At 34.3% G+C, this 18,139-nt stretch carries 12 protein-coding genes and 3 pseudogenes; 12 read left to right on the top strand and 3 right to left on the bottom strand.

The features are described 5' to 3' along the window. The first annotated feature begins 25 nt into the window (after nucleotides 1-25). The 8 genes and pseudogenes from FC86_RS00540 to FC86_RS00505 all read left to right on the top strand — a co-directional run bounded on the left by FC86_RS00540 (nucleotide 26) and on the right by FC86_RS00505 (nucleotide 10,522). Nucleotides 26-1,258: a quaternary amine ABC transporter ATP-binding protein gene (locus FC86_RS00540; RefSeq protein ID WP_056974078.1), complete on the top strand. Its 1,233-nt coding sequence runs from the start codon at nucleotides 26-28 to the stop codon at nucleotides 1,256-1,258. Between the two features lie 11 nt (nucleotides 1,259-1,269). Continuing rightward, entirely contained in the window at nucleotides 1,270-3,018 is a 1,749-nt protein-coding gene (locus tag FC86_RS00535; protein ID WP_056974197.1) for an ABC transporter permease/substrate binding protein, read from the top strand. Between the two features lie 360 nt (nucleotides 3,019-3,378). Continuing rightward, nucleotides 3,379-4,611, top strand: a complete 1,233-nt coding sequence (locus tag FC86_RS00530; protein WP_056974077.1) for a quaternary amine ABC transporter ATP-binding protein — start codon at nucleotides 3,379-3,381, stop codon at nucleotides 4,609-4,611. After that, nucleotides 4,611-5,558 (top strand): annotated as a pseudogene (locus FC86_RS00525) (ABC transporter permease); the annotation flags it as partial. The gene FC86_RS00530 and the pseudogene FC86_RS00525, both read left to right, overlap by 1 nt. Nucleotides 5,559-5,876: 318 nt before the next feature. Then, nucleotides 5,877-6,665, top strand: a pseudogene (locus FC86_RS00520) (glycine betaine ABC transporter substrate-binding protein); the annotation flags it as partial. A gap of 81 nt (nucleotides 6,666-6,746) precedes the next feature. Beyond that, complete coding sequence (locus tag FC86_RS00515; protein WP_056974076.1) at nucleotides 6,747-7,628, top strand: glycine betaine ABC transporter substrate-binding protein; 882 nt, start codon at nucleotides 6,747-6,749, stop codon at nucleotides 7,626-7,628. Between the two features lie 120 nt (nucleotides 7,629-7,748). After that, nucleotides 7,749-8,624, top strand: a pseudogene (locus tag FC86_RS00510) (glycine betaine ABC transporter substrate-binding protein); the annotation flags it as partial. Nucleotides 8,625-8,779: 155 nt separating this feature from the next. Continuing rightward, a complete protein-coding gene (locus tag FC86_RS00505; RefSeq protein WP_056974075.1) occupies nucleotides 8,780-10,522 on the top strand; it encodes an ABC transporter permease/substrate binding protein in 1,743 nt (580 codons plus the stop codon). 24 nt (nucleotides 10,523-10,546) lie between these two features. Here the strand turns inward: FC86_RS00505 and FC86_RS00500 are convergent, their stop codons facing one another. Further along, nucleotides 10,547-11,305 (bottom strand): nitroreductase family protein, encoded by a 759-nt coding sequence (locus tag FC86_RS00500; protein WP_056974074.1) that lies wholly within the window; start codon nucleotides 11,303-11,305, stop codon nucleotides 10,547-10,549. A gap of 148 nt (nucleotides 11,306-11,453) precedes the next feature. Here FC86_RS00500 and FC86_RS00495 point away from each other — a divergent pair, with 148 nt between their 5' ends. Further along, entirely contained in the window at nucleotides 11,454-12,314 is an 861-nt protein-coding gene (locus FC86_RS00495; RefSeq protein ID WP_056974073.1) for a hypothetical protein, read from the top strand. A 33-nt stretch (nucleotides 12,315-12,347) separates the two neighbouring features. Here FC86_RS00495 and FC86_RS00490 read toward each other — a convergent pair whose 3' ends face one another. Next, nucleotides 12,348-13,055 carry a DUF421 domain-containing protein gene (locus FC86_RS00490; protein WP_082618800.1) on the bottom strand — a complete coding sequence of 236 codons (708 nt, stop codon included), beginning with the start codon at nucleotides 13,053-13,055 and terminating at the stop codon, nucleotides 12,348-12,350. 15 nt (nucleotides 13,056-13,070) lie between these two features. Beyond that, nucleotides 13,071-13,550 (bottom strand): DUF3290 family protein, encoded by a 480-nt coding sequence (locus FC86_RS00485; protein ID WP_056974072.1) that lies wholly within the window; start codon nucleotides 13,548-13,550, stop codon nucleotides 13,071-13,073. Nucleotides 13,551-13,707: 157 nt separating this feature from the next. Here FC86_RS00485 and FC86_RS00480 point away from each other — a divergent pair, with 157 nt between their 5' ends. The 3 genes from FC86_RS00480 to FC86_RS00470 all read left to right on the top strand — a co-directional run bounded on the left by FC86_RS00480 (nucleotide 13,708) and on the right by FC86_RS00470 (nucleotide 18,065). Beyond that, on the top strand, nucleotides 13,708-14,985 hold the full coding sequence (locus tag FC86_RS00480) for an APC family permease (protein ID WP_056974071.1): 1,278 nt from the start codon (nucleotides 13,708-13,710) through the stop codon (nucleotides 14,983-14,985). A gap of 247 nt (nucleotides 14,986-15,232) precedes the next feature. Further along, entirely contained in the window at nucleotides 15,233-16,531 is a 1,299-nt protein-coding gene (locus FC86_RS00475) for an APC family permease (RefSeq protein ID WP_056974070.1), read from the top strand. Between the two features lie 235 nt (nucleotides 16,532-16,766). After that, on the top strand, nucleotides 16,767-18,065 hold the full coding sequence (locus FC86_RS00470) for an APC family permease (RefSeq protein ID WP_056974069.1): 1,299 nt from the start codon (nucleotides 16,767-16,769) through the stop codon (nucleotides 18,063-18,065). The last annotated feature ends 74 nt before the right edge of the window (nucleotides 18,066-18,139 follow it).

The following is an 18,139-nucleotide window of genomic DNA, read 5'->3' as shown; positions in this document are numbered from 1 at the left end:
GAGACAAAATTATATGGAGGTAACCATGCCAGTAGTAGAAGTTAAAAATTTAACAAAAGTCTTTGGTAGAAAGTCCAAAGCGGCACTAGAAATGGTTAAAGATAAGAAAAGCAAAAACGAAATTTTACGCGAAACAGGGTCAACTGTAGGGGTCTATGATGCAAGTTTCAAAGTCGAAAAAGGTGAAATCTTTGTTATCATGGGTCTTTCAGGATCCGGTAAGTCAACATTGATTCGTTTAATCAACCGTTTGATTGAACCAACTGATGGCTCAGTTATGGTTGATGGCGATGATATTGCTAAAGTAGATAAAGATAAGTTACGTGAAATTCGCCGTACTAAAATGAGTATGGTTTTCCAAAACTTTGGTCTTTTTCCAAATCGTACAATTTTAGAAAACACAGCTTACGGATTAGAAATTCGAGGCGTTGAAAAAGAAGAACGTAATCAACGTGCAGGGGAAGCACTTAAAAACCTACATTTATATGACTTTAAAGATCAACTACCTAGTCAATTATCAGGTGGTATGCAACAACGTGTAGGGCTTGCCCGCGCACTTGCAAATGATCCAGAAGTTCTATTAATGGACGAAGCGTTCTCAGCTCTTGATCCATTGATTCGTAAAGAAATGCAAGATGAACTGTTAGAGCTACAACAAAAATTACAAAAAACAATTATTTTTATCACTCACGATTTAAATGAAGCACTTCGTTTAGGTGACAGAATTACAATTATGCGTGACGGTAAAATTCAACAAATCGGTACAGGAGAAGAAATTCTAACAACTCCTGCCAATGACTATGTTAAAACATTCGTTCAAGATGTTGATTATTCACGTGTGTTAACAGCTCAAAATATTATGGAACCGGCTTCATTGCTAAATATTCAAGCAGAAGGTCCAAATATTGCATTGCGTCGTATGAAGCATGACCGCGTTTCAATGCTTCTTGCAGTTGATCGCGATCGTAAGTTACAAGGTGTTATTACTGCAGATGCCGCACGTGATGCTAAAAACACAGGAAAAGATTTAGTAGATTACCTAGACACTTCAATTCCAACAATTGCAAAAGACACAACTGTAAACGATATCTTCAATATCATTTACGATGCTAAAACACCGGTTGCTGTAACAGAAAACGGAAAAGTTTTAGGTGTTGTTATTCGTGGTAGCGTGATTGAAGCATTAGCTGATGAAGATGCTGAAAGTATCGATACTAACGATATTGTAGATGTTCAACCTGAAAAGGGGGATAAATAATGTTATTCAACATGTCAGTTCCTCAACTTCCTGTAGCAGATTGGGTTGAAGCACTTACTCAGTGGTTGACCACGACTCTGTCAGGCTTGTTTGGATTTATTCAAACAATTGGGCAAGGATTAATGAACGGCATTACAAATTATTTAACATGGATTAATCCTTTTGTAATGATTGCTATCGTAGTAATTGGTGCGTTCTTTATTTCAGGACGTAAGTTCGGATTGGCTGCTTTTAGTTTAATCGGATTATTATTTGTCGAAAACCAAGGCGCTTGGAACGACTTAATGAGTACTTTTACTTTAATTTTGGTTTCAAGTTTATTAGCCGTAATTATTGGGATTCCACTTGGTATTTGGTCATCAAAAAGCAACGGTGCTCAAGCTATAATCACGCCAATTCTTGATTTTATGCAAACAATGCCAGGTTTCGTTTACTTGATTCCTGCTGTTGCATTCTTTGGTATTGGTGTTGTACCTGGTGTGTTTGCATCAGTTATCTTTGCACTACCACCAACAGTTAGAATGACGAACTTAGGTATCCGTCAAGTTCCCGGTGAACTAGTTGAAGCTTCTGAATCGTTTGGTTCAACAGCTAGTCAAAGACTATTTAAATTAGATTTACCACTTGCTAAAAACACAATCATGGCTGGTGTTAATCAGACCGTTATGCTGTCACTTTCAATGGTTGTTATTTCATCAATGATTGGTGCGCCTGGTCTTGGACGTGGTATTTTGTCATCTGTTCAAAGAGCACAAGTGGGTAGTGGTTTTGTTAATGGATTATCTATCGTTATTTTAGCGATTATTATTGACCGTTACACACAAGGCTTAAACCGTATTATGAGTGAAAATATTGCTGATGAAGCTATTCGCCAAAGTAAAAAACGTAATCGTCTAATTGGTGTTATTATTGCACTAGTTGCACTAGTGGGTGGATTCATCACACAAACAGTTGTAGCTAGTCAGTCAGGTACAACATCAAAAGGTAATATCACATTGGCTTACTTTGAAATGGACGACGCTGTAGCAACAACAAACGTAGCAGCACAAATCTTGAGAGATGCTGGGTACAATGTTGATGCAACACCATTAGATAATAGTGTTATGTGGCAAGCAGTTGCTAACAAGCAAGCTGATGCATTACTTGCTGGTTGGTTACCATTAACCCATAAAGCACAATATGAAAAATTTAAAGATCAACTAGATTTATTGGGTGCAAACTACGAAGGTGCGCAATTAGGGTTAGTTGTACCTTCATATATGAATGTTAACTCTATTGATGATCTTAAAAATCAAGCAAACAAAACAATTGTAACTAACGAACCTGGTTCAGGTGCGACTGCTGCAACTAAATCAGTTATTGATCAATATGCTAACTTAAAAGACAACGGTTGGAAGATTGAATCATCATCTACAGGTGCAATGGCTGTTTCATTAGGACAAGCTATTAAAAACCACAAAGAAATTATTATTAGTGGTTGGACACCTCACTGGATTTTTGGTGAATATGATGTCAAATTCTTACAAGATCCTAAAAAAGGTTTTGGAGACTCAGAAACAATTAATACATTTGCTCGTCAAGGATTAAAAGATGATAAGCCTGAAGCTTACAACATCTTGAAACAGTTCAAATGGGATGACAAAGCTATTAATGAGGTTATGCTTGCTATTCGTGGAGGTAAATCGCCTCAGGATGCTGCCAAAGACTGGATTTCAAAAAATAAAGATAAAGTTGATGGCTGGATTAATAGCAGCAAATAAAAAAGTCACCTACAACGATTTGTAGGTGATTTTTATTAGTAAAAGTGACTATTTTTAGTCATCTAAAGAACGATGTATTTGTCACTTTAATACCCAATGTGTTATTATATAGATGTCAAGAAATTAGAGATATTTTATTAAAAAATTTTATTTTTAAAATATTTAGTTTTATGAATATCCCGCTGCAACAATGTTTGTAATGGTTGTAGTGCCGGAAGTTGTAGTAATTAAAAATGATTCCAAATTAATATAAGATGAAAAACACTCAAACATATTAGTAGTAATCTTGACAAAAAGTGCCTTTTTATGATTATATGTTATAGTCTGTTAATCATCTTAACAAAATTTATGGAGGTAACCATGCCAGTAGTAGAAGTTAAAAATTTAACAAAAGTCTTTGGTAGAAAAACTAAAGCCGCTCTAGAAATGGTTAAAGATAAAAAGAGTAAAAATGAAATCTTGCGTAAAACCGGCTCCACTGTAGGGGTTTATGATGCAAGTTTCAAAGTTGAAAAGGGCGAAATCTTCGTTATCATGGGTCTTTCAGGATCTGGTAAATCAACATTGATTCGTTTAATTAACCGTTTAATTGAACCAACAGATGGTTCTGTTATGGTAGACGGCGATGATATTGCTAAAGTAGACAAAGATAAGTTACGTGAAATTCGCCGTACTAAAATGAGTATGGTTTTCCAAAACTTTGGTCTTTTCCCAAATCGTACTATTCTAGAAAATACAGCTTACGGATTAGAAATTCGTGGTGTTGAAAAAGAAGAACGTAACAAACGTGCCGGAGAAGCACTTAAAAACTTACATTTATATGACTTTAAAGATCAGCTACCTAGTCAATTATCAGGTGGTATGCAACAACGTGTTGGTTTAGCTCGTGCACTTGCAAATGATCCAGAAGTTTTATTAATGGACGAAGCATTCTCAGCTCTTGATCCATTGATTCGTAAAGAAATGCAAGATGAATTGTTAGAGTTACAACAAAAACTACAAAAAACAATTATCTTCATCACTCACGATTTAAACGAAGCACTTCGTTTGGGTGACAGAATTACAATTATGCGTGATGGTCAAATCCAACAAATTGGTACAGGGGAAGAAATTCTAACAACTCCTGCCAACGATTACGTTAAAACATTCGTTCAAGATGTTGATTACTCACGTGTGTTAACAGCTCAAAACATTATGGAACCGGCTTCATTGCTAAATATTCAAGCAGAAGGTCCAAATATTGCATTACGTCGTATGAAGCATGATAAAATTTCAATGTTGCTTGCGGTTGATCGTGAACGTAAGTTACAAGGTGTTATCACTGCTGAAGCTGCTCGTGATGCTAAAAATACTGGAAAAGATTTAGTAGATTACTTAGATACTTCAATTCCAACAATTGCAAAAGATACAACTGTAAACGATATCTTCAATATCATTTACGATGCTAAAACACCGGTTGCTGTAACAGAAAACGGAAAAGTTTTAGGTGTTGTTATTCGTGGTAGCGTGATTGAAGCATTAGCTGATGAAGATGCTGAAAGTATCGATACTAACGATATTGTAGATGTTCAACCTGAAAAGGGGGATAAATAATGTTACCTAATATGTTACTTCAACAACTTCCAGTTGCTGACTGGGTTGAATCAATTACGAACTGGTTAACTAATACACTATCTGGCCTATTTGGTTTCATTCAAACAGTAGGTCAAGGCTTAATGGATTGGATGACCAATTACTTAACATGGATTAATCCTTTTGTAATGATTGCTATCGTAGTGATTGGTGCGTTCTTTATTTCAGGACGTAAGCTAGGATTAGCTACCTTTAGTTTAATCGGATTACTATTCGTGTTGAACCAAGACTTGTGGTCAGATTTAATGAGTACATTTACATTGGTACTTATTTCAAGTTTGGTTTCTGTTGTTATTGGTGTTCCTCTTGGTATTTGGTCATCAAAAAGTGATCGTGCACAAGCAGTTATTACACCAATTCTTGACTTTATGCAAACAATGCCAGGTTTCGTTTACTTGATTCCTGCTGTTGCATTCTTTGGTATCGGAGTTGTACCTGGTGTATTCTCATCAGTTATCTTTGCGTTACCACCAACAGTTAGAATGACAAACTTAGGTATTCGCCAAGTTCCTGAAGAACTTGTTGAAGCTGCTGAATCATTTGGTTCAACAGGTAGCCAACGTTTATTTAAACTAGATTTACCACTTGCTAAAAACACAATCATGGCTGGTATTAACCAAACAATTATGTTATCACTTTCAATGGTTGTTATGTCATCAATGATTGGTGCGCCTGGTCTTGGACGTGGTGTTTTATCTGCTGTACAAAGAGCTCAAGTTGGGACTGGTTTTGTTAACGGTATCTCATTAGTTATCTTGGCTATTATTATTGACCGTTACACACAAAACATTAACCGTCTAATGTCAGCAGAATCAAAAGCTATTGACAAAGACGCAAAACTAAAACAAATGAAAGTTCGTCGCGGTGTTTTAATTGGATCAATTGTTGTAATCGTAGTTAGTGCAATTGTTCAAGCTGTGATGGGATAGCTATTATTGAAACATGTTAATTTATTGAGAAGAGAAAAAAGAATTGAATTTATTACTTTATTTGAGAGCATAAATTATTTCTTCTTATCAACTCTTTGAATCAACATTTTGACATTTTAATAATAAATAAAAATGTGCTCTCTGGTTTCTTTAGAGAGCACATTTTTTTGTACATATAATGCGTAAAGCAATTAAATTTGGAGGACAAAAGTAATTATGAGTAAATTGAAAAAAGGTATATTAGCCGTATTAATGTTAGCGATTATCATGCCTTTATCAGCCTGTTCAGCAAATAGCAGTAAATCATCAGAAGATAATTCAAAAACTGTGAAATTAGCTTACATGGAATGGGATGATTCAGTCTCATCTACTAATCTAGTAGCTGAGGTCTTGAAACAAATGGGATACACAGTAGAAATGACCCCATTGGATAATGCGATTGTATGGCAATCAGTCGCCAATAAGCAGGCAGATGCAATGGTATCAGCCTGGTTGCCACTAACACACGGTCCACAGTATGATAAATACAAAAATCAAATTGATGTCTTAGGAGCTAATTTAACAGGTGCTCAATCAGGTTTAGTTGTTCCGTCTTATATGAATGTTAATTCTGTTGAAGATTTATCTAACCAAGCTAAAAAAACAATTACAGGAATAGAACCTGGTGCTGGTATAATGACAAATGCTGAAAAAGCAATGAGTCAGTATTCTAATTTAAGTGGTTGGAATTTAATGTCTTCATCAACTGGAGCAATGACAGCTTCACTAGATAAGGCATACAAAAACAAAGATGAAATTGTAATTACAGGATGGGCACCACATTGGATGTTTACAAAGTACGATCTTAAATTCCTAAATGACCCTAAACAAGTTATTAGCTCACCAGAAACAATTAATACTGTTGCACGTCAAGGATTGAAAAATGACAAACCAGAAGTTTACAAAGTTTTAAAAAACTTTAAGTGGGATATGAAAGATATTGGCGATGTTATGTTTGATATGAATAATGGAAAAAAAGCCAATCAAGCTGCTAAAGACTGGATTGCGAAAAATCAAGATAAAGTTAACAGTTGGAAAAATTCATAATTATAGTATAATGAAGGAATGCGCTATCAACCGGATAGCGCATTTTTTATTGCCGAGATAAGTTGGAGGAAAAATATTTAAATGAAATTTGCTAGGAAAATTAGCATCATGTTGTCACTATTGTTAGTTGGATTGAGTATAACTGCATGCTCTTCTAAAAAAACCAGCCAAGTACAAGATACACAGCCATCTTCAAATAAGATAAGGTTAGCTTACAAAGAATGGGATGATGCTATTTCATCAACATTTGTGGTTGGTGAGGTTTTACAAGACATGGGATACCAAGTTGAGATGGTACCTTTAGACAACATTTTTATGTGGAAGTCAGTAGCTGATGGTAGCGCTGATGCTATGGTAACGGCATGGTTGCCCACAACCAATGGTCCGGAATATAAGCGTTACAAAAATAATGTGGATATCATAGGTGAAAGTTTGGTAGATGGTGCAAAAGCAGGATTTATCGTTCCATCATATATGTCAGTTAACTCAATAGCCGATTTAAAAAATGAAGCTAACAAAACAATTACTGGGATGGAACCTGGAGCAGGAATTACTGCTAATGCTGAAAAAACATTAAAAAGATATCCTAATTTAAAAGGATTCAAATTAATGCCTTCGTCTTCAGGAGCTATGTTTTCTGCTTTAGACAAGGCTATCAAGAACAAAGAAGAAATAATTATTACAGGATGGATGCCGCATTGGTCATTTAACAAGTATGATATTAAGGTTTTAGATGATCCACAAGGAACAATAAGTGCTCCAGAAACAATCACAACGATTGCTCGAAAAGGATTAAAAGAAGACAAACCAGAAGCTTTTAAAGTTCTACAAAATTTCAAATGGGATTTACCTGATATTAATGAAATCATGGTTAAACTAAGTGATAATGTTGACCCTAAAAAAGCAGCTAGAGAGTGGATTGAGAAAAATCCAGAGAAAGTAGCAAGCTGGAAACAATCTTGATTGTAAGATGAAATGATTCTTAAAAAATTCAAATTTTCTTTGAAAAAAGTTCAAAAGTTGCTAGAATGGAATTGTTGATTTTCAAAAAATATCAAGGAGGAAATTTTAATGAAACTAATGAAAAAGATTTTATTAACAGCTTTTGTAGCCGTTGCTGCAGTAGCCGTTACTGCATGTTCATCAAACAACAGCAGTAACAATTCAAGTGATAATAAATCAAACTCATCTAAAACAGTTAAATTGTCTTACGTTGAGTGGGATAGTGAAGTTGCTTCAACAAACGTTTTAGGTCAAGTTTTAAAAGACATGGGGTATAGTGTTGAATTAACTCCACTTGACAATGCTATTATGTGGCAATCAGTTGCTAACAAACAAGCAGATGCAATGGTATCAGCTTGGTTGCCAAGTACTCATGAAGCACAATACAATAAATATAAAGATAAAGTAGATCTATTGGGTGCTAATCTAGAAGGTGCAAAACTTGGATTAGTTGTTCCTAAATACATGGAAAACGTGAACTCAATTTCAGATCTTTCAGATCAAGCTAAGAAAACAATCACAGGTATCGATGCTGGTGCTGGTGTTATGTCAGCTGCTGAAAAAACTGCTAAAGAATACGACAACTTAAAATCATGGCAAGTGCTACCATCTTCATCAGGTGCTATGGCAACTGCTTTAGATAAAGCATACAAGAACAAACAAGAAATCGTTGTAACTGGTTGGGCACCACACTGGATGTTCGCTAAATACGATCTTAAGTTCTTAGAAGATCCAAAAGGTACAATGGGTGCTGCTGAATCAATCAACTCAGTTGCACGCCAAGGTCTTAAAGAAGATAAACCTGAAGTTTACAAAGTAATTAAAAACTTCAAATGGAGTAACGAAGATATTAACAGTGTAATGCTTGCAATCAGTAATGGTGAAAAACCAGAAAAAGCTGCGCAAGATTGGATTGCTAGTCATCAAGACAAAGTTAATTCATGGAAAAATGCTTAATTAAGTCCCAAACAAAAACACTAGCTCATAGCTAGTGTTTTTATTTATATTTTGTTTTAGGTAAATTTAAATTAATACGTGATATTTTTAAAATTATTGTTACAATGAAGGCATAAATTGATTATGTTTAAAATTACTAGGAGGAAAAAGAAAAAATGACTGCTAACATAGACGTCCCCCGGCTGCCGATAGCTGAATGGATTGACGGATTTGTGCAATGGTTTACACAAACATTTGCGCAACTGTTTAATGTTATTCAAACAATTGGACAAGGGGGTATCGACTGGATTAGCGACTTTTTAATTTGGATTAATCCGTTTGTGTTAATGTTACTCATCGTTGTGACAGCGTATTATATTTCAGGCAAAAAACTAGGATTAACAATTTTTAGTTTTTTAGGATTATTATTTATCTACAATCAACACTTGTGGAATGATTTAATGAGCACATTAACATTAGTGATGGTTTCAAGTTTAATTGCACTAATTATCGGGGTTCCTTTGGGAATATTAGATGCTAAAAGTCAAACTGCTTCAAAGATAATCACACCCTTTCTTGACTTTATGCAAACGATGCCGGGATTTGTTTATTTAATTCCTGCTGTTGCTTTTTTTGGAATAGGAGTTATGCCAGGTGTTGTATCATCAGTGATTTTTGCTTTGCCACCGGTTGTTAGAATGACGAATTTAGGTATTCATCAAGTACCGAAGTCTTTAGTTGAAACTTCTGCTTCATTTGGTTCAACAGATACGCAGAGATTATTTAAGCTTGATTTGCCTTATGCGCGTAATACGATTTTAGAAGGGGCCAACCAAACCATTATGATGTCATTATCAATGGTCGTTATTGCATCAATGATTGGTGCTCCTGGCCTTGGTCGTGGCGTTTTATCTGCGGTCCAACGTGCCCAAGTCGGACACGGTTTTGTAAACGGTCTGGCACTTGTTATTATGGCTATTATTATTGATCGATTTGCTCATAATATAAACCGCCATGTTGCACATCGAAAATTGATAGATGCTCAAAGTAGAAAGCATCAACATAAAGTTCATATTATAGCCGCTGTAGCCTTAATTTTACTGACAGTAACTGGGGGTGTTGTGCAAGCCGCTACGACCTCAGGCAACCATTCCAAAGGACATATTAAGTTAGTCTATGTCGAATGGGATGATGCAGTAGCTACAACCAATGTTGCAGGTGAATTGTTACGTCAAGCAGGGTACGATGTTGATATTATGCCATTAGATGATTCAATTATGTGGAAGTCAGTAGCCACTAAACAGGCAGATGCGATGTTGTGTGCCTGGTTACCAACAACTCACAAGAATGAGTACGCTGAGTATAAAAATCAACTCGATTTACTAGGTGTTAATTATGATAAGGCTCAAGTAGGGTTGGTGGTGCCTGATTATATGAAGGCCAATTCTATTGAAGATTTAAAAAACGAAGCAAACAAAACGATTACAGGAATTGAACCCTCTGAATCGATAGTTGATTACGCACAAAATGCCACAAAAGAATATACTAATTTAAAAGGTTGGCAAGTTAGTACATCTTCATCAGGTGCGATGGCAGTCGTTTTAGGTCAAGCTGTTAAGAATCATCAAGATGTTGTTGTAACTGGTTGGTCACCACATTGGATATTTGCAAAGTATCACTTGAAAATTTTGCAAGATCCTAAAAAAATAATGGGTGAATCTGAAAAAATCAACACAATTGCACGACAAGGGTTGAAAGATGACTATCCAGAAGCATATAGACTACTTAAAAACTTCAAATGGGATGAACAAGATATTAGCCAAGTCATGTTGAGAATTAGAAATGGTGAAAATCCACAAGAAGTAGCACAATGGTGGTTATCGAGTCATTCATCTCGTGTACAAACTTTTAAACAATAAAAAAGACGACAATTGTCGTCTTTTTTATTGCCAGTCAAAACCTTGATTACTAAGTATTTTGGCAATATCTAATCTTTTTCCTTGTATTAAGTGACCCCCTTGAGCTATTTGTGTAATGAAAGAGTCATTTCGATTATGGGAGTCACGACTATCGTAATAATCTTTAACTTTTTTATCATAGGTGTCAAAATTGATGGAATTGATGTGATTTGTGTCGTAGCTGTTTTCAAATAGGCGGTTAGTATCATCCAGTTTTGGTTTAATGTCTGGCTTATCATCAGGATAACCAAACGCCATAGCAAATAGAGGAAAAGTATATTTTGGAAGTTTGAGCAAATCGATGACTTTTTGTGTATCATTTAAAATACTACCCAAATATACTGAACCAATATTTAAGCTGTCAGAAGCTAAGCTAGCATTTTGTGCCATTAGTGAAGTATCAACAATTGCATTAATAAGAGAAATAGGTTTTTTGTACATAAAATGTTCTTGATTTTGTTCTTTAGCAATCGCAATATTACGGTACTCGTCTGCTATAAAAACAAGCAAAAGACCGTTGTTAGCAACATAAGATTGGCCACAAATTTCAGCTAGTTGTTGCTTGATTTTAGGATCTGAGACTTCAATAACTGAACCAGCTTGTCTAAACTGAGTCGTTGGAGCACTGAAACTAGCCTTAGTAATTTGCTTTTTATCGTCACCAGAAAGTAACATAGGTTTAAATTTTCGAATACTAGTTCTTTGATTAATTAAATCAAGAACATGAGTGATTGACTGTGACATAAGGACACCTCTATATAAATTTTAATTGTTTTAATTGTAGGCAATTTTAATCAACTTGTAAATAGTAAGTGTTAGGTTTTAATAGGATTTTATAGAATATGTTATAATCTAAAAAGAGAATTAAATAAAAAGTCTGAGGTGCATAATAATGGCTACAAAGGAACTGAAGAGGTCAAAAAGGGTAACATCAACGGCTAAAAAAACAGCAAAGACTCAGCCAAAAAGTTTAGCTGGTTTTTTAGTGAGTGATATTTTGGTGATTATACTATCAATTTTACTAATGGCTACCTATCTAAACCCAAGTTTTATGAAGTCAAATCTAAATGATTCAACACATATGTCTAACTACATTAATCGACAATTCGTTAAACTGTCTAATGCTGTTTCAAATGATCAAAATCAACTGTCAGCTAAAATTTTAAATGAAGAGCAGGTAAAAGATGTCATGAACGACATGATTGATTATACGTCTGGCATTCATAATTTTAGAAATAACAGCTTGCAGATTTCATCTGAAATCAAAACTACGTTGATAAATATTATTGATGATAGCAGCGCAACAAAAGCCAAACGAATCAAAGTGGCATTACAAGAAAATGATCAAACATCGCAATACGCAGTTTTAAGTGCATTTGATTTAGATGCATTAACAACGTTGTCCAATGCGGTTACATTGTTTTGGATAGTAGCTATTGGCATTTTATTAATTGCACTTATTTTACTAGTGATTATTTTGAATAGAATGCGAAAGTCAAATTTAACTTGGAAGTTAGCTCTCAAAGAGTTTTTGTCAGTAGTATCAAGTCTGGGCTTAATATTGACAATATTGTTTATGATTTTAGCAATTGTTTCATCACTTTTTGATTTTTCAAATTTTATAGGGGAGTTTGCGGCAACAGTTATTCAATATACCTCATATCTATCGTTTAATGTTGTTCTGGTTGGAGTTATTATGTATGTTATTTCAACACTGCCATTAGCGTTATTTAAATCGACTTTAACAAAATAAAAAAGGTTTCTCGAGTATATCGAGAAACCTTTTTTATTTTTCGTCAGCCTTAAATTTTTCATCGGCTTCTTTTTCATCGTGTTCACTTTTTTCATCATCTTCATCACCAATACCTGAGTAAGGGAAGATAACAATTTTGTGTGAGAGATAATTAGCCATATAGATTTGATTAAGTTCATATCCTCTAAGTTTAAGCTGTCTCATTAACCAATCTTCATCACGGTTGATGACATCTAGCGCATCTTCATCAATTTGGCCGTCCATAATAATAGGATATTTAATGGTTTCATCGCCAACCTGAGTAACTGTCAATTGACCATTTTGTTCAACTACACCACGTTTAACTTTGCGAATATCAAAAGCACCTGTGGAACGTAGTTTGAAAGATAAATCGTGAGCAGATAAGCCAATGCTATTTAAAACGTCAACATTGATTTGACCATTTTTAATGACTGTTACCGGTGAACCGTCAATTGCACGTTTGAAGAAACGACTGTGATTAGTTAGTAGCTTAACAAATGATACAATAAAAGACCAAACTAGCAAGACAATAAAGAATTGAAGGAGAGTAACGTCTTTGCTGTAAAGCATCCCCCCGATAACTCCCCCTAGAACGTAGTTTTGTAATTGATCAACAGCATTACTAGGTGCCAAGTTTCCTTTACCAAAGACGTTAATTTGAATAATCACAGTTGTGAAGGCTAAAATTAATTTAAGACCAATATCAACATAGTTAAACATTACTTTTCCCCCTAGTTAATTAATATATTTAATATCTTTTGTGTTAATTAAATTGGTTTCCGTTAAGTCATACGAGCTTACGGCATTGTCGTTATTGAACTGTACTTTATAAAAGCGTCCATTACTACCACCAATATTTAAAATCATACCGCTAGAAAGTGAGGTTTGGTTAACAAATATTTTATCGGTGTCAGTATTTTGATTAACTTTAACTGCATCAAGAAATGTTTTAACTTGTGCTGAATTATTAAATGAGTTATGTGCTTGTTGGAAACTTGAATATTGATTAAGTACCAATAAAGCAGAGAAGATAACTAATACAATCAAAATGTCACGGTTACGCATTGAATCTTTATTCCTGAAATAATCAAAAGCAGTCCATGCTAAAAATCCGAGAACAATAATAATCAAGGCGAAGCGGATAATGATACTTAAATCGCTTTGACTACCTTCAAAAAAGCTATATGACCAAAAATCTGTTAAAAAGTAAAACATTATTTTCAATACTCCTTTACCTGTAGCTAAATTTAAATTACACTAATTGGTTGTGGGTAATTAAAATCATATTTTAATCACTAACATACTTATCATAACGCTATTTTTAAATTTTTTCTATTTTAAAATAGCAGTTAAAAAATAGGAGCGATTCATTTTGGATAAAGAGTCAAATAAGTTAGGCTTTTGGAGTATTGTATTATTAGGAATCAATGGAATTATTGGTTCTGGAATATTTTTACTACCAAATAATGCTTATAAGTCAATGGGAACATCAAGTATACTTGCTTTTTTATGTGCAATGATTTTAGCATTATTCATTGCTTTAGTTATCGCTGAAAACGCTTCATTGTTTAATGATGATGGTGGACCATATCTTTATACTAAAGAAGCTTTTGGTGATTTTATAGGTTATGAAATTGGTGTTATTAATTGGATTGCACAGATTGTTGCTTTTGCGACAGTTGTGAATGGGTTTGTGACAACGCTATCAGGAGTCTCCCCCATTTTTTACGATACAGTTATTAAAAATATCACAATCGTTATTGTCTTCTTATTATTAATGCTTTTGAATATCAGAGGATTGAAGCTCAATCGAAACGTTAATAATATTTTGACAATTTCAAAACTCGTGCCATTGGTACTTTTCTTAGCTGTAGGTATTTTCTTCTTAAACGGTGCTCACTACCAGCCATTAATTGCTGAGGGTGTTTTGGAGCCTAATAACTTTTCACAAACAATCTTTTTGATCTTTTATGCTTTTGGTGGCTTTGAATCACTTCCGCTTGTTGCTGGGGAAATGAAAAACCCAAGAAAAAATCTTCCTCGTGCGATTGTTACAACAATTTTAATGGTGTCACTAATTTATGTTCTATTACAAATTGTTTCAATTGGGATATTAGGTAGTGATTTAGCTAACAGTGTCGTCCCAGTTCAAGATGCCTTTACTAAAATTGCAGGACCATTTGGGGGAGCAATTGTTGCGGCCGGTACCGTTGTGGCAAGTGCAGGGGCCTGTGTTGCAGGTGCTTTTTGGATGTCTAGACCAGGTGTTGCAATGTCAGAAAATAAAATGTTGCCACAGTTTTTATCAAAGAAAAATAAATTTGAAATGCCACAATATGGTATTATCGTATCAATGATTATCGCACTTCTAGTTTCATTAAGCGGTAGTTTTGTTTTCTTATCACAAATTAGCTCTGTCATCACGTTTGTTATTTTTATTCCAACAACATTAGCATTAATTGTGTTTAGATTTAAACACAAGGAAAGAAAAGGGTCATTTACAATTAAAGGTGGCTTAATTATCCCTATCCTAGTTATTATTTTTAGTGTTATTTTGTTAACACAGACCACCTTTATTCAATGGATTTCACTTATTTTAACATTTGTGGTCGCAATTCCGTTTTATTTCATATATTATAGAAGAAACTAACTTTTACTTAGTAATTACTTCAGAGAGGAAGTTGAGATTGTTAATTAAAGAAACCAATTTGAAATTATTAATGACAATACCTTTTTGTTTAGTACATCATTCCAACATTTAAAACGCAGATTTTAAATAGTAGGAGCAGATGTATGAGATATCACCAAGTACAAGAATTTCTTTATGACCATCGACATCTTATTAATTTTAGCTAATCAATAATTCAATTACTAAAAATTAATGGGAGATTATTACTATGAAGAAATCAAATCAAAATAAAAACAAACTTGGCTTTTGGAGTATTGTACTACTCGGAATTAATGGCGTGATGGGATCAGGAATTTTTCTGTTACCCAATAACGCCTATAAATCAATGGGGACAGCTAGTTTACTAGCCTTTGTGTTCGCCTCATTTTTAGTTTTACTAATTGCTTTAGTTATAGGGGAAAATGCTTCGCTTTTCAAAGAAGATGGCGGTCCGTATCTCTATACAAAAGAAGCATTTGGAAACTTCGTAAGTTATGAAGTTGGAATTTTAAATTGGTTAGCACAAATTTTTGTGTTGGCGACTGTTGTTAACGGTTTTATTACGACACTGGCAGGAATATCACCAGTATTTGCTGGCGGATGGATTAAGACTGTCGCGATTATGATGACATTTTTAGTTTTGATTATTTTAAATGTTAGAGGATTAAAATTAACAAAATATGTTAATAATTTGATGACTTTTTCAAAATTAATTCCGTTGTTTTTATTCTTATGTATCGGAATTTTCTTTTTAAAAGGTCAAAATTTTCAACCTCTTACACTACCACAATCTTTTGAACCTTCTAACTTTGCTCAAACCGTTTTCTTAATTTTCTACGCTTTTGGTGGCTTTGAAGCATTACCACTAGTGGCTGGTGAAATGGAAAATCCTAGAAAGAATTTACCCAGAGCTTTAATCGTAACTATTTCTTTGATTTCAGTTATCTATATTGCCCTTCAAGTTGTTTCTATTGGGATTTTAGGACCAGATTTAGCAACTAGTGTTGTACCAATACAAGATGCCTTTCAAAGAATACTTGGGCCTATTGGTGGAATAGTAGTTGCTGCAGGGACCATTGTAGCCAGTGCTGGAGCAAGTGTCGCAACTGCCTTTTGGACACCACGCCCAGCAATTGCACTTTCAAAAAACAAAATGTTACCTGAATTTTTGTCCAAAGAAAATAAACGACAAATGCCTTACATTGGAATTATTGTAACTTTAGTTGTTTCGATGTTTATTTCTATTAGTGGCAGTTTTGTTTATCTCTCACAGGTGAGTTCAGTCATTACATTCTTGTTATTTATTCCAACAACATTGGCGCTTGTGGTATTTAGATATACTAAAAAAGAAGAAAGAACATTTAAAGTTAAAGGTGGCAAAACAATTGCAGTCCTAGCAGCTTTAATCAGTATTGTATTACTTACACAGGCTTCATTAAGTCAGTTTATCGGAGTACTTATCGTTTTAATTTTAGCAGTGCCATTTTACTTTATATATGCTACAAAAAATAGTAACGAGAAAGGATAAAACCATTATGGAAACAGGACACCTGATGTCGGTTCCTTTTTGTTTGATGTATTGGCGTTCTTAAGCCATTAATCAAGCAAAAAATACATTAAAAGGAGCCAGTAGTTATGAAAAATCAATTGCAAAACAGTTTACAAAATAAAATAGGAATGGCACTTACTCATTATTATTGGCGCTACTATCAAAATAATAACTAAGCAAACAGTCAATTAATTTTCGATAGGAGTGTTTTATAATGGGAAAAAGTGAACAAAAAGAAAAGAATAAATTAGGTTTTTGGAGTATTGTATTAATCGGAATTAACGGAATTATTGGATCAGGGATTTATTTAATTCCCAATTCTGCTTATGCCAAGGTGGGGACTGCAAGTCTATTAACCTTTTTATTAGCTGCTGTACTTGTTTTAACAGTAGCATTATCTATCGCTCAAAATGCGTCATTATTTAAAGAAGATGGTGGTCCATACTTATATGCAAAAGAAGCTTTCGGTGATTTTGTGGGGTATATTGTTGGATTATTAAATTGTATGTTACAGATTACGATTTTAGCCACCATCATTAGTGGTTTAGTTAAAATTTTGGGCGGTTCATTATCATTTCTAAGTGGTGAATTCACACAAAAAGTGTTAACTGTTGCTATATTTGCAGTTTTAGCCATTATTAACTTGTCAGGTGTAACATTAGCGAAGTACATTAACAATATTATGACTATCGCTAAGTTGTTACCATTAGTTTTATTCATTGTTATTGGTGTTTTCTTCATCAAACAAGGCAATTATTCACCAGTTGTACCGCCTCAAGGGATTAGTTTTGATAGTTTTTCACAAGCTATCTTACTTATTTACTTCGCATTCGGTGGTTTTGAATCATTACCATTGATTGCTGCGGATATGAAGAATCCAACACGTAATTTACCACGTGCTTTAGTGACAATTATTGCACTAGTTTCAGCATTTTACATTTTGTTACAAGCTGTATCTATTGGTATTTTAGGAACAGAACTTGCACAAAATACAGTGCCGGTTCAAGCTGCCTTTGGTCGAATTCTAGGACCAGTTGGATCAGGAATCGTGGCTGTTGGTAGTGTTGTTTCAATGGCAGGAGCTGCAATGGCTGTTGCTTTATGGGCACCTAGACCTGTTGGCGCTATGGCGCAAAATGGTATGCTTCCTAAAGTCTTAGCTAAGAAAAATGCTAAAAATGTACCAGCGGTAGCAATTATTGTAACTTATGTATTATCTATGCTGTTATCTTTATCTGGTGGATTCGAAATCTTATCACAATTAACATCAGTGATTTCCTTGGTGATTTTCTTACCAACGACACTTTCTGTAATGGTGTTTCACTTCACTAAAAAGGACGTTGAACGTCCTGTTAATATAAAAGGAAGCTTATATATTGCTGGGTTTGCAACAATCCTAATTCTTATTTTGTTAACACAAACTTCAGCAGTTCAATTACTGAGTGCAGGTGCAGCTATTGTCTTCTCAGCAATTATGTACTTCATCACTCAAAAATCACGTAAAAAAGCTTAAGATAATTTAAAGAGTACCCACAATTGGGTACTCTTTTTTTCTAACATGTTACAGTTGAAAGGACCTATATTAAT

This window comes from Holzapfeliella floricola DSM 23037 = JCM 16512 (genome assembly GCF_001436605.1).
GTDB lineage: Bacteria > Bacillota > Bacilli > Lactobacillales > Lactobacillaceae > Holzapfeliella > Holzapfeliella floricola.
This window is presented reverse-complemented; position numbering and strand designations above follow the sequence as displayed.